Source organism: Ramlibacter sp., from assembly GCF_028292805.1.
Classification (GTDB): domain Bacteria; phylum Pseudomonadota; class Gammaproteobacteria; order Burkholderiales; family Burkholderiaceae_C; genus Ramlibacter.
This window is the reverse complement of sequence record NZ_JAQGLS010000155.1, coordinates 1-12073: the sequence shown is the minus strand read 5'-3', so window position 1 is coordinate 12073 and position 12073 is coordinate 1. Positions and strand designations below refer to the sequence as shown.

Genomic DNA, 12073 nt, shown 5'->3' with positions numbered 1-12073 from the left:
ACGCGCGCGCGCAACTCCGGCATGCCGGTGGTGTTCTGGCTGGACGCCTACCGCCCGCACGAGGCGCAGCTGATCACCAAGGTCAAGATGTACCTGCACGAGCACAACACCTCGGGCCTGGACATCCAGATCATGAGCCAGGTGCGCGCCATGCGCTACACGCTGGAGCGCGTGGTCCGTGGCATCGACACCATCAGCGTCACCGGCAACATTCTTCGCGATTACCTGACCGACCTGTTCCCGATCATGGAGCTGGGCACCAGCGCCAAGATGCTGTCGATCGTGCCGCTGATGGCGGGCGGCGGCATGTACGAGACCGGCGCGGGCGGATCGGCTCCCAAGCACGTGCAGCAGCTGGTCGAGGAGAACCACCTGCGCTGGGACTCGCTGGGCGAGTTCCTGGCGCTGGCGGTGAGCCTGGAGGACCAGGGCCTCAAGACCGGCAACGCCAAGGCGAAGATCGTCGCCACCGCGCTGGACGCAGCCACCGGCAAGCTGCTCGAGAACAACAAGGGCCCGTCGCCCAAGACCGGCCAGCTGGACAACCGGGGCAGCCAGTTCTACCTGACGATGTACTGGGCCCAGGCGCTGGCGGCGCAAACCGAGGACGCCGAGCTGGCGGCGCGCTTCGCGCCCCTGGCCAAGGCCCTGACCGGCAACGAGCAGAAGATCGTCGACGAGCTCATTGCCGTGCAGGGCAAGCCGGTGGACATCGGCGGCTACTACTTCCCGGACCGCGACAAGGTGACTGCCGTGATGCGGCCGAGCAAGACCTTCAACGACGCACTGGCGGCCGTGCAGGCCTGATCGGCTCCACCCGGCCACGTGCGAACGTGTTCCGGGTGGCCACGCCGGTTCAGTCGGCCGGCTTGAACTGCTTGAGTTCGGCCACGTTGTCGGTGCCCGGGCGGCGCTGTTCCCGGTACTCGCTGCGCACGATCCGGTCGATGGCCGGGGCGTACCAGACCTTCTGCAGCACGCCGAAGCCGCCGGTCCAGCTGACGCCGTTGACGTAGCCCCTTGACTCGATGCGCCAGGTGTCGTACTCGCCGGCGGGCGTCGCCAGTTTCTCGCGCGCGGCAACCCTGGACTCCATCTTCACCTGGGACTCGCCGCCGGTGGCACTCTTCACCCGGTAGACCGCCAGCCACGACTTGCCCGCCTCCAGCGGCGGCGCCAGCATGCGACCGGGAGGGTCGAAGGTCGCGCCGCTGACGCCCGACTTCAGCGTGGACCAGTCCTTGCCGTACATACCCTCGGTCGCGGCCGAACCGTCGCTGCGTTCGTGGCGCGTGCGCAGGCGGTCGCCCTCGACGGCCGTCACCGTGATGGTCTCGTCGAAGACTCTGCGGTCCGTCTTTTGCTGGGTGGCGTAGACGTGGACGTCGCCTTGCCTCGCAGCGCGCACCAGGTCCTGGGCGTGGGCGGCGGTCCACAGGCTGACGGTCACGAGCAAGGCGGCACGGATCCGGTTCATGGGGGGCTCCTGGTTGAACGAAGGCCCCAGTGAACGAGAGCTCCGCCTGCACGTCAACGCCAGGCGGGCGGGTGGCCTCACCCTTCCGGGTGACGCCGTGCCGCTCAGGGCCCTGTCCCCATGACCGGCGGCGGCAGCGGCTGGCCCTGCTTGCGGCCGCGGAACAGCGCCGCCCGCGCCAGCAGCACGGTGGTCACCGGCGCCGTCACCGACAGCACGATGATCACCAGCCACACGTGCAGCGACAGGGTGCCGTCGCGGCTGGAAAAGTGGATGACCGAGGCCAGCGTGACCGACCAGCTGCCCAGCGTATAGGCCAGCGCCGGCGCGTGCATGCGCAGGAAGTAGTCCGCCGGCCGCACCAGCCCGATGCCGGCCGTCAGGGCCAGCAGCCCGCTGGCCAGCAGCAGCACGGCAACGATGATCTCGCTCATTCGATAACCTCGCCGCGCAGCAGGAACTTGGCCATCGCCGCCGAGCCGACGAAGCCGAACAGCGCCATCAGCAGCGCGCCTTCGAAGTACATGCGGCTGTCGTAGCGGATCGCCAGCACCAGCATGGCGAGCATGGCCAGCACGAACAGAAAGTCCAGCGCCAGCACGCGGTCCTGGGCGCGCGGCCCGCGCGTCAGGCGCAGCACGGCCAGCGCCATGGCCAGCGCGTACAGCACCAGGGTGGCCGTCACGGCCAGGGAAAGCACGGGGCTCATTCGAAGATCTCCTTGAGCGGGCGTTCGTAGCGGTCCTTGAAATGGCGGATGAATTCGGCCTCGCCGTCCAGGTCGTACACGTGCAGCAGCAGGGCGCTGCGGTCGGGCGCCAGCTCGCACCAGACGGTGCCCGGCACCACCGTGGTGATGACGGCCAGCGCCGCCAGCGCCCGCGCATCCCGCAATTGCAGCGGCACCGTCACGAAGGCGCCGCGCGGCGGTCGGTGGCCCGAGCGCAGCACGCCCCAGCCCACGTCCAGCGCCGAGCGCACGACGTCGCCGCCGACCACCAGCACCAGCTTGCACAGCACCAGCGGATGCCGCAGCGGCCGTCCGGCGGGCTGCAGCCGCCGCAGCAGCCAGGGCATGACCAGCCCGGCGGCGGCCCCAAGCAGCAGGTGGCCGGCGCTGAGCGAGCGGTTGAGCATCAGCCACATGGCGAACAATGCCAGCGACAGCAGCGGCGAAGGCAGCCAGCGCTTCATGGCGTGCCTTTCTCGGCCACCTTGGGCGGCGACGGCACCGGGCGCGCGCCCAGCACCGCGGCGATGTAGCGGTCCGGCTCGTGCAGCGCGGCGGCGGTGGCGCCCAGGTAGCGCAGCGCCGGCTCACCGGCGATCACCATGCCGATGCAGGAGCCGAGCAGCAGCGCGATCGGCAGCGACTCGAAGATGCGCACGCGTGGCGGCTGCCGGTCGGATGGCGACCAGAAGTGGCGGATGCCCACGCGCGTGAGCGCCAGTGCCGCCAGCAGGCCGGAGACGATCAGCATCACGAACAGCGCGCCGCCGCCTAGCACCGGGGACGGATGGTCGGCGGGCATGGCGAGCAGCGCCGACAGCATCGCCACCTTGCCGACGAATCCCGACAGCGGCGGCAGCCCGGCCACCACCAGGGTGCACAGCATGAAGGCCAGCCCGAGGAAGGCCACGGCGGCAGGGATGGCGCGGCCGATCAGCGCGACCTCGTCGTCGTCCAGGTTCACGTCCTGCGGCGGCTCGGCTTCGGCAAAGGACGGCAGGTGCCGCTCCACCGGCACCGGCGAGGGCGCGTCCACCTCCGACTGGCGGGCCCGCTCCATCAACTCCACCAGCAGGAACAGCGCCGCCGCCGCCAGGGTGGAGCTGGCCAGGTAGAACAGCCCGCCGGCGGTCAGTCCCTGGTGATCGAAGCCGATGGCGGCGATCACCGTGCCGGACGAGGCGATGACGCTGAAGGCGGCCAGCCGGCCCAGGTGCTGCGAGGCCATCATGCCGATCGCGCCCATGGCCAGCGTGATCACGCCACCCCACACCAGGACGTCGTTGCCGAACAGGGCCGAGTCGCCGGCGCTGGCCGGAAAGGACAGCGTCCACAGGCGCAGCACCGCGTAGACACCGACCTTGGTGAGGATGGCGAACAGCGCCGCCACCGGCGTGCTGGCGGCGGCGTAGGCGGGCGGCAGCCAGAAGTTCAGCGGCCAGACGGCCGCCTTGGCCAGGAAGGCCACGGCCAGGATGGCGGCCCCCGCATGCAGCAGGCCACGGTCGCTGGCCGGCACGTGGGCCAGCTTCTGCGCGATGTCCGCCATGTTCAGCGTGCCCGTCACGCCGTACAGCAGCGCCACACCGATCAGGAACAGCAGCGAGGCGAACAGGTTGATCGCGATGTAGTGCAGCCCGGCCCGCACCCGCGCGCCGCCGCCGCCGTGCAGCAGCAGGCCGTAGGAGGCGGCCAGCAGCACCTCGAAGAACACGAACAGGTTGAACAGGTCGGCGGTCAGGAAGGCGCCGTTCAGTCCCATCAGCTGCAGCTGCAGCAGCGGATGGAACTGCACCCCCGCGCGGTCCCAGCGCGCCAGCGAGAACAGCAGCGAGGCCAGACCGATCAGGGCCGACAGCACCAGCATCAGCGCCGACAGCCGGTCCGCCACCAGCACGATGCCGAACGGCACCGGCCAGTTGCCGGGCAGGTAGACGCCAAAGGCGGCGGCGTCGCCGCTGCGGTCCACCTGCACCAGCAGGTACACGGCCAGCGCCAGGCCCAGCACCGCCGAGAGCAGGCTGATCGCCGCGCGCGCGGTGCGGCGGCGCTCGCCCAGCCACAGCATGATGGCGGCGCTGGCCAGCGGCAGCAGCACCGGGGCCACGACCAGGTGGGCGAAGGGCAGCGACTCGGTCATGGCCGCTCCTCCTCGCCGTCCACGTGGTCGCTGCCGCTCAGGCCGCGCAACGCCATCAGCACCACCAGGAACAGAGCGGTGGTGGCGAAGCCGATCACGATGGCCGTCAGCACCAGCGACTGCGGCAGCGGATCGGTGTACGCCTCCAGGCTGGCCGCCAGGCCGGGCCGCACGATCGGCTCCTTGTCGATCGACAGGCTGCCGACGCTGAAGATGAACAGGTTGACGGCGTACGACAGCATCGACAGCCCGATCAGCACCTGGAAGGTCCGCGGCCGCAGGATCAGCCAGACGCCGGCCGAAGTGAGCACGCCGATGGCGAGCGAGATGACGATTTCCATCAGGTGCTTCCTTCGGCGGCGGCGGCGCGGCCCGGACGGCGCTGCGCCCGCAGCGACTGGTGGGCAATGGCGGTGAGCAGCAGCAGGGTGGAGCCCAGTACCACGGCGAACACGCCCAGGTCGAACAGGAAGGCGCTGGGCAGGTGGACCTCGCCCAGCAGCGGCAGCACCACGTGCGCGGTGTGGGTGGTCAGGAACGGATAGCCCCAGGCCAGCGAGCCCAGCCCGGTCAGCAGCGCCAGCAGCAGGCCGGCGGCGATCCAGCGCGGTGGCTGCAGGTTCAGGCGGCTTTCCACCCAGCGCGTGCCGCCCACCATGTACTGGGCGATGAAGGCGATCGCCATCACCAGGCCGGCGACGAAGCCGCCGCCGGGCTCGTTGTGGCCGCGCATGAACAGGTGCAGCGCCAGCACGGCGGCCACCGGCAGCAGCAGGCGCACCAGCACGGCCGGCACCAGCAGGTAGCCGCGGGCCGGATCCCCGGTGTCGCGCGGCTTGACCAGGTCGGTGCTGCCGGTGGGCAGCGCCCGCTGCTGCAGCGGCACCTCCACCGACTCGACCGGCGGGCGGAAGCGCCGCAGCAGCGCATAGACGCTCAGCCCGACGATCCCCAGCACGGTGATCTCGCCCAGCGTGTCGAAGGCGCGGAAGTCGACCAGCATCACGTTGACGACGTTGGTGCCCCCGCCCTGGGGCAGGGCCCGCGACAGAAAGAACGGCGAGATGCTCTGCGGCGCGGCGCGGGTCAGCATTGCATAGGAGAGTGCGGCCAGGCCGCCGCCGGCGCACAGCGCCAGCACGAAGTCGCGCCGGCGGCGCCAGCGCGCCCGGGCGCGCACCAGCGGGTCGTCCAGGATCTGACGCTGGGGCAGCCAGCGCAGCCCGAGCAGGAACAGCACCGTGGTCACCGTTTCCACCGCCAGCTGGGTGAGCGCCAGGTCGGGCGCCGAGAACCAGGCGAAGGTCAGGCACACCACCAGGCCCGCGCCGCTGAGCAGGGCCAGGGCCGCCAGCCGGTGGAACTTGGCCTGGTATGCCGCGCCGATCGCGCAGGCCCCGCCGATGGCCCAGAGCAGCACGAACTCCAGGCTCGCCGGCACGCGCTCGCGGTCACCCCAGGACAAGGGCTCGGTCAGCGCCGACGCCAGCCCGGCGGCGCCGGCCATGACCAGCAGCCAGAGCAACTGTGGCTGCAAGTGGCGCGAGCCGCCCCAGCGCAGCAGCCGCCGCGCCAGCCCGGTCACGGCCGCCAGCAGCCCTTCGAACAGCCGCTGGCCGTCGAAGTTGCCCATGAAGGGCGGGCCCCGGTGGCCACGCGCCTTGAAGCGGCCGGCGTAAAGCAGGTACACCACCAGCCCGCCGGCCAGCGCCACCAGGCTCATCACCAGCGGCGTGCTGAAACCGTGCCAGACGGCCAGGCTGAACTGCGGCAGGGTGCCGCCGACCACCGGCCGCGCCGCGGCCTCCAGGGCCGGACCGATCACCAGCGCCGGCGCCACGCCCACCAGCACGCAGCCGGCCACCAGCAGTTCCACCGGCACCCGCATCCAGTGCGGCGGCTCCTCCGGCTTGCGCGGCAAGCCCTGCGGCGGGCGGCCGAAAAACACGTCATGGCCAAACCGCAGCGAGTAGACGACGGCGAACAGGCCGGCGACGGTCGCCACCAGCGGCAGGCCGTACTCCAGCCAGAGATTGCCGGTGATGAAGACGGTCTCGGCAAAGAACATCTCCTTGGACAGGAAGCCGTTGAGCAGCGGCACGCCGGCCATGGCGCCGCAGGCCACGATGGCCAGGGTGCCGGTGTAGGGCATGCTGCGGAACAGCCCGTCCAGCCGGCGCATGTCGCGGGTGCCGGTTTCGTGGTCGATGATGCCGACCGACATGAACAGCGACGCCTTGAAGGTGGCGTGGTTCATCATGTGGAACACCGCCGCCACCGCCGCCAGTTCGCTGTTCAGGCCGAGCAGCAGCGTGATCAGGCCCAGGTGGCTGAGGGTCGAATAGGCCAGCAGGGACTTCAAGTCGTTTTGGAACATCGCCGTGTAGGCGCCCAGCAGCAAGGTGGCGGCGCCGGCGCCGCCGACGATCCAGAACCAGGAGTCGGTGCCGGACAGCACCGGCCACAGCCGCGCCAGCAGAAACACGCCCGCCTTGACCATGGTCGCCGAGTGCAGGTAGGCCGACACCGGCGTGGGCGCGGCCATCGCGCGCGGCAGCCAGAAGTGGAACGGGAACTGGGCGCTCTTGGTCAGCGCTCCCAGCAGCACCAGCAGCAGGGCCAGCGGGTAGAGCGGGTGCGCGCGCACGATGGCACCGGCCTTGAGCACCACGTCCAAGTCGTAGCTGCCCACGATGTGGCCCAGCACCAGCACGCCCGCCAGCAGCGCCAGCCCGCCGCCGGCGGTGATCGCAAAAGCCATGCGGGCGCCGCGCCGGGCGTCGCGCCGGTGGTACCAGTAGCCGATCAGCAGGAACGAGAACAGGCTGGTGAGTTCCCAGAACAGCACCAGCTGCACCAGGTTGCCGGAAACCACCACGCCCAGCATGGCGCCCATGAAACCCAGCAGCAGCGAATAGAAGCGCGCCGCCGGGTCATCCTCGGACAGGTAGTAGCGGGCGTACAGCACCACCAGGGCACCGATGCCGGTGACCAGCAGCGAGAACATCCAGGCGAAGCCGTCGATGCGCACCACGAAATCGATGCCCAGGCTGGGCAGCCAGGTCAGCCGCTCGGTGATCACGCCGCCGTCGCGCACTTCGGGAAACAGCATCGCCAGCGGGATGCCGGTGCCGAGCATGATCAACCCGGCCCAGGTGGACTCCAGGTTGCGCGCATTGGTGGGCAGCAGCGCCGCGACGGCGGCGCCCAGGAACGGGAGCAGGAGAACCAGCAGCAAGGACATTGCCCCGAGTCTAGACGGAGCCGCTCACCTGTCATTGCGGGCAGGGCCCGCGAATCGACGACCGCGCCGGCGTCATCGCAGCGTCGCGCCGGGTCAGTCCCGGAACGACATCCTCATTTACTCGCGTGTTCGCTGTGGCCGCTGGCGTGGAACTGCGGCGCGCGCACCTTGGGCTGGCGCATCGGCCTTTCGCCGGCCGGGTTGGGCAGCGTCTGGATCGGCCCCGGCTGGGCCTGGATGCTCTGCGCCAGCTGGCCTTTGGGGCCTTCCTGGATCTCGAAGCTGACGCGCGAGCCCTGCTTGAGGGTCTTGAAGCCGTCCATCTCGATTGCCGAAAAGTGGGCGAAGATGTCCGCGCCACCGCCGTCGGGTTCGATAAAGCCGAACCCCTTGGCGTCGTTGAACCATTTAACTGTGCCGGTCGCCATCGCGCGCCCCCGTTTTTTTTGGACCCTCAAACCTGCGCGAGTGTCATGCAGGCCGGCTCAGCTGTCAATATTTTCACTTAAGCTCGCGCAAGTGTCTGCCGCGCAAGGAAAACTTCATCGCCACGGCATGCGCATCGGGAAATTTTCGAACACGGCCGTCATGTCGCTTGAATGTGACGGGACCGCCACCAATTCACTTAGGGCCGGCGTGGTGCTGGCGCGCTCAGTAGAATGAAATTCATGGCCAGTCAGACACCCATTCCGCCACCGGTGGCGCCGATCGTGCGGCCCAAGCACGACGACGGCGGCTCCGTGGTGGCCGAGCGCAAACTCCAAAAAACCAAGCCGCCGCAGATGCACCAGGTCGTCATGCTCAACGACGACTTCACGCCCATGGAGTTCGTGGTGGTGGTGATCCAGTAGTTTTTCAACAAGGACCGCGAGACCGCCACCCAGATCATGTTGAAGATCCACCTCGATGGCAAAGCCGTCTGTGGCGTCTTTTCCCGGGACGTTGCGGCCACCAAGGTGCAGCAGGTGCAGGAGGCCGCCCGCCAGGCGGGGCATCCGCTGCAGTGCGTCAGTGAACCGGCAGGCTAGAACGCAGTCGAAGCAAGCAAAGCAGTTTTGAACGTAGTCAGGCAAAAGGAAATCTCATGATTGCCCAGGAATTGGAAGTCAGCCTCCACATGGCCTTCGTGGAAGCGCGCCAACAGCGCCACGAATTCATCACCGTGGAGCATCTGTTGCTGGCCCTGCTGGACAATCCCAGCGCGGCCGAGGTGCTGCGCGCGTGCAGCGCCAACATCGATGACCTGCGCAAGTCGCTGGCCAACTTCATCAAGGACAACACGCCCCAGGTGGCGGGCTCGGACGACGTGGACACCCAGCCGACGCTGGGCTTCCAGCGCGTGATCCAGCGCGCCATCATGCATGTCCAGTCCACCGGCAACGGCAAGAAGGAAGTCACCGGCGCCAACGTGCTGGTCGCCATCTTCGGCGAGAAGGATTCGCACGCGGTCTACTACCTGCACCAGCAGGGGGTGACGCGGCTGGACGTGGTGAACTACATCGCCCACGGCATCAAGAAGAGCGACCCGCCCGAGCCCGCCAAGGGCGGCGAGGCGTCGTCCGGCGAGCAGGAAGAGGGCGGCGGCGAAAAGAACGAGAAGGCGTCGCCGCTGGAGCAGTTCACGCTGAACCTGAACCAGGCCGCCAAGGACGGCAAGATCGATCCGCTGATCGGCCGCGAGTACGAAGTCGAGCGCGTGATCCAGATCCTGTGCCGCCGCCGCAAGAACAACCCGCTGCTGGTGGGCGAGGCCGGCGTGGGCAAGACCGCCATCGCCGAAGGCCTGGCCTGGCGCATCACGCAAAAGGACGTGCCGGACATCCTGGCCGACTCCCAGGTCTACTCGCTGGACATGGGCGCGCTGCTGGCCGGCACCAAGTACCGCGGCGATTTCGAGCAACGCCTCAAGGGCGTGCTGCGTTCGCTCAAGGACAAGCCCAACGCGATCCTGTTCATCGACGAGATCCACACCCTGATCGGGGCCGGCGCGGCTTCGGGCGGCACGCTGGACGCGTCCAACCTGCTGAAACCGGCGCTGTCGTCGGGCGCGCTCAAGTGCATCGGCGCGACCACGTTCACCGAGTACCGCGGCATCTTCGAGAAGGACGCGGCCCTGTCGCGGCGCTTCCAGAAGGTCGACGTGGTCGAGCCGACCGTGGAGCAGACGATCGAGATCCTCAAGGGGCTCAAGAGCCGCTTCGAGGAGCACCACAGCGTGAAGTACGCCGCCGGCGCGCTGCAGGCGGCGGCCGAACTGTCGGCCAAGTACATCAACGACCGCCACCTGCCGGACAAGGCCATCGACGTGATCGACGAGGCCGGCGCGGCCCAGCGCATCCTGCCGGTGGGCAAGCGCAAGAAGACCATCTCCAAGGCGGAAGTCGAGGAGATCGTGGCCAAGATCGCCCGCATCCCGCCCGCGTCCGTCTCCAACGACGACCGCGGCAAGCTGCAGACGCTCGAGCGTGACTTGAAGAGCGTGGTGTTCGGCCAGGACAAGGCGCTGGAAGTGCTGGCGGCCTCGGTCAAGATGGCGCGCAGCGGCCTGGGCCGCGGCGACAAGCCGATCGGCTCGTTCCTGTTCTCCGGCCCCACCGGCGTCGGCAAGACCGAAGCGGCCAAGCAGCTGGCCTACATCATGGGCATCGAGCTGATCCGCTTCGACATGTCCGAGTACATGGAGCGGCACGCGGTGTCGCGCCTGATCGGCGCGCCGCCCGGCTACGTCGGTTTCGACCAGGGCGGCCTGCTCACCGAAGCCGTCACCAAGAAGCCGCACTCCGTGCTGCTGCTCGACGAGATCGAGAAGGCGCACCCGGACATCTTCAACGTGCTGCTGCAGGTGATGGACCACGGCACGCTGACCGACAACAACGGGCGCAAGGCCGACTTCCGCAACGTGATCATCATCATGACGACCAACGCGGGCGCCGAGACCATGAACAAGGCGGTGATGGGCTTCACCAACGAGCGCAGCCCCGGCGACGAGATGGCGGACATCAAGCGCCTGTTCACGCCGGAGTTCCGCAACCGGCTGGACGCCACGGTCAGCTTCAAGCCGCTGGACGAGCAGGTCATCCTGCGCGTGGTCGACAAGTTCCTGCTCCAGCTCGAGCAGCAGCTGACCGAAAAGAAGGTGGAAGTCACCTTCACCGACAACCTGCGCAAGTACCTGGCCAAGAAGGGCTTCGATCCGCTGATGGGGGCGCGGCCGATGCAGCGCCTGATCCAGGACATGATCCGCCGGGCGCTGGCCGACGAACTGCTGTTCGGGCGCCTGACCGAAGGCGGCCGCCTGACGGTGGACATCGAGGTCAAGACCGACGACAAGGGCGTCGAGACCTCGGACGTGCAGCTGGACATCCAGCCGCTGCCCAGGAAGGAAGGCCGGGCCAAGCCCGAGCCCGAGGAGATTTCCTCCTCCGACCAGTAAAGCGGTCCTTGCGCAGTCCGTGAGGCCCCATGGGGCCTCGCGCCTTCGGCAAAAGCCGCCTTCGGGCGGCTTTTGTTCGTCCGCATTGTCAGCGATGATCGGCGCTCCATGCTCTGTGCCAAGTGCCACCAGCAGAATCCGGCCGCCGCGCGCTTTTGCAACCAGTGCGGCAGCGCGCTCGCCCCCGCCGCCGCCCCGCAGCTGCGGCGCCTGACGCTGATGTTCTGCGACTTGGTGGGCTCGGTGGAACTGGCCAGCCGGCTCGATCCGGAGGATTGGCACGCCTTGCTCGGGGCCTACCAGGCCGCCGCCGGCGACGCCGTGCGCGGCCACCACGGCTACGTCGCCCAGCACCTGGGCGACGGGCTGGTCGCGTACTTCGGCTATCCGCTGGCCGGCGAGGACGATGCGCTGCGGGCAGTCGCCGCCGCGTTCGAGGTGGTCGCGAACGTCAGCGCCCTGGCGGTGCCGCGGTCGCACGACAAGCTGCGCGTGCGGGTGGGACTGCACACCGGCCCGGCCGTCATGGGCCAGGTCGGCGGCAACGAAGGCGAGTACCTGGCCATGGGCGAGACGCCCAACATCGCCGCCCGCATCCAGGCGGTGGCACCGTCCAACAGCATCGTGCTCAGCGCAGCCACCCGCACCCTGGTGCAGCCGCGCGTGCGCTGCGTCGAACTTGGCGCGTTCCAGCTCAAGGGGCTGGCCGTGCCCGTGCGCCTGTTCCACGCCCGCAGCATGCGCGCGCCCGACGACACGCAGCGCCTCGTGCGCGGCCTGTCGCCCTTTTTTGGGCGGACGCGCGAGCTGGCGCTGCTGTCGCACGGCTGGGAGGCGGCCGCCGCGCCGTCCGGGCGCTGCCTGCTGCTGCTGGGCCAGCCGGGGATCGGCAAGTCCCGGCTGGCCCGCGAGCTGCGGGCGCGGGCCGTGCGCGAGGATGCGGATGCCTGGACGATGCGCTGCTCGGCGCACACCGCGACCACGCCGTTCGCCCCGCTGGCGCAGTTCCTGCGGCAGGCGATGGCGGCCGCCGGCGGCGGCACCGGCTC

The 12073-nt window shown here is 69.2% G+C and carries 11 protein-coding genes and 1 pseudogene; 4 read left to right on the top strand and 8 right to left on the bottom strand.

Going from position 1 to position 12073, the window contains the following annotated elements; translation table 11 throughout:
- Positions 1–807 (top strand): NADP-dependent isocitrate dehydrogenase (locus tag JWP65_RS09295; protein WP_299763020.1); only part of this gene is annotated, 807 nt, incomplete at its 5' end.
- Between the two features lie 49 nt (positions 808–856).
- Here the strand turns inward: JWP65_RS09295 and JWP65_RS09290 are convergent.
- From JWP65_RS09290 to JWP65_RS09255, 8 genes are all read right to left on the bottom strand, one after another.
- A complete protein-coding gene (locus JWP65_RS09290; protein ID WP_299763018.1) occupies positions 857–1477 on the bottom strand; it encodes a hypothetical protein in 621 nt (206 codons plus the stop codon).
- A gap of 104 nt (positions 1478–1581) precedes the next feature.
- Positions 1582–1911 (bottom strand): monovalent cation/H(+) antiporter subunit G, encoded by a 330-nt coding sequence (gene mnhG, locus JWP65_RS09285; RefSeq protein ID WP_299763016.1) that lies wholly within the window; start codon positions 1909–1911, stop codon positions 1582–1584.
- Complete coding sequence (locus tag JWP65_RS09280) at positions 1908–2186, bottom strand: K+/H+ antiporter subunit F (RefSeq protein ID WP_299763014.1); 279 nt, start codon at positions 2184–2186, stop codon at positions 1908–1910. Before JWP65_RS09280 ends, mnhG begins: the two co-directional genes overlap by 4 nt.
- Entirely contained in the window at positions 2183–2671 is a 489-nt protein-coding gene (locus JWP65_RS09275; protein ID WP_299763012.1) for a Na+/H+ antiporter subunit E, read from the bottom strand. Before JWP65_RS09275 ends, JWP65_RS09280 begins: the two co-directional genes overlap by 4 nt.
- Entirely contained in the window at positions 2668–4347 is a 1680-nt protein-coding gene (locus JWP65_RS09270) for a monovalent cation/H+ antiporter subunit D (protein ID WP_299763010.1), read from the bottom strand. The genes JWP65_RS09275 and JWP65_RS09270 overlap by 4 nt, the downstream gene beginning before the upstream one ends.
- The gene (locus JWP65_RS09265; protein WP_299763008.1) at positions 4344–4688 is read right to left on the bottom strand and encodes a Na+/H+ antiporter subunit C; all 345 of its coding nucleotides are present in this window, start codon (positions 4686–4688) and stop codon (positions 4344–4346) included. Before JWP65_RS09265 ends, JWP65_RS09270 begins: the two co-directional genes overlap by 4 nt.
- A complete protein-coding gene (locus tag JWP65_RS09260) occupies positions 4688–7591 on the bottom strand; it encodes a monovalent cation/H+ antiporter subunit A (protein WP_299763006.1) in 2904 nt (967 codons plus the stop codon). Before JWP65_RS09260 ends, JWP65_RS09265 begins: the two co-directional genes overlap by 1 nt.
- Positions 7592–7704: 113 nt before the next feature.
- Complete coding sequence (locus tag JWP65_RS09255) at positions 7705–8019, bottom strand: cold-shock protein (RefSeq protein ID WP_299763004.1); 315 nt, start codon at positions 8017–8019, stop codon at positions 7705–7707.
- Positions 8020–8259: 240 nt separating this feature from the next.
- Here JWP65_RS09255 and clpS point away from each other — a divergent pair.
- The 3 genes and pseudogenes from clpS to JWP65_RS09240 form a co-directional block, all read left to right on the top strand.
- Positions 8260–8619 (top strand): annotated as a pseudogene (gene clpS, locus JWP65_RS09250) (ATP-dependent Clp protease adapter ClpS).
- Positions 8620–8675: 56 nt separating this feature from the next.
- Positions 8676–11024, top strand: coding sequence for an ATP-dependent Clp protease ATP-binding subunit ClpA (clpA, locus tag JWP65_RS09245; protein ID WP_299763002.1), 2349 nt, complete (start codon positions 8676–8678; stop codon positions 11022–11024).
- Between the two features lie 108 nt (positions 11025–11132).
- On the top strand, positions 11133–12073 hold a 941-nt coding region (locus JWP65_RS09240), incomplete at its 3' end, for an adenylate/guanylate cyclase domain-containing protein (protein WP_299763000.1).

What these genes read in the sequence shown, in the direction of transcription:
- JWP65_RS09290 (WP_299763018.1), bottom strand. Translation starts at nt 1,477, where the DNA reads ATGAACCGGATCCGTGCCGCCTTGCTCGTGACCGTCAGCCTGTGGACC.
- mnhG (WP_299763016.1), bottom strand. Translation starts at nt 1,911, where the DNA reads ATGAGCGAGATCATCGTTGCCGTGCTGCTGCTGGCCAGCGGGCTGCTG.
- JWP65_RS09280 (WP_299763014.1), bottom strand. Translation starts at nt 2,186, where the DNA reads ATGAGCCCCGTGCTTTCCCTGGCCGTGACGGCCACCCTGGTGCTGTAC.
- JWP65_RS09275 (WP_299763012.1), bottom strand. Translation starts at nt 2,671, where the DNA reads ATGAAGCGCTGGCTGCCTTCGCCGCTGCTGTCGCTGGCATTGTTCGCC.
- JWP65_RS09270 (WP_299763010.1), bottom strand. Translation starts at nt 4,347, where the DNA reads ATGACCGAGTCGCTGCCCTTCGCCCACCTGGTCGTGGCCCCGGTGCTG.
- JWP65_RS09265 (WP_299763008.1), bottom strand. Translation starts at nt 4,688, where the DNA reads ATGGAAATCGTCATCTCGCTCGCCATCGGCGTGCTCACTTCGGCCGGC.
- JWP65_RS09260 (WP_299763006.1), bottom strand. Translation starts at nt 7,591, where the DNA reads ATGTCCTTGCTGCTGGTTCTCCTGCTCCCGTTCCTGGGCGCCGCCGTC.
- JWP65_RS09255 (WP_299763004.1), bottom strand. Translation starts at nt 8,019, where the DNA reads ATGGCGACCGGCACAGTTAAATGGTTCAACGACGCCAAGGGGTTCGGC.
- clpA (WP_299763002.1), top strand. Translation starts at nt 8,676, where the DNA reads ATGATTGCCCAGGAATTGGAAGTCAGCCTCCACATGGCCTTCGTGGAA.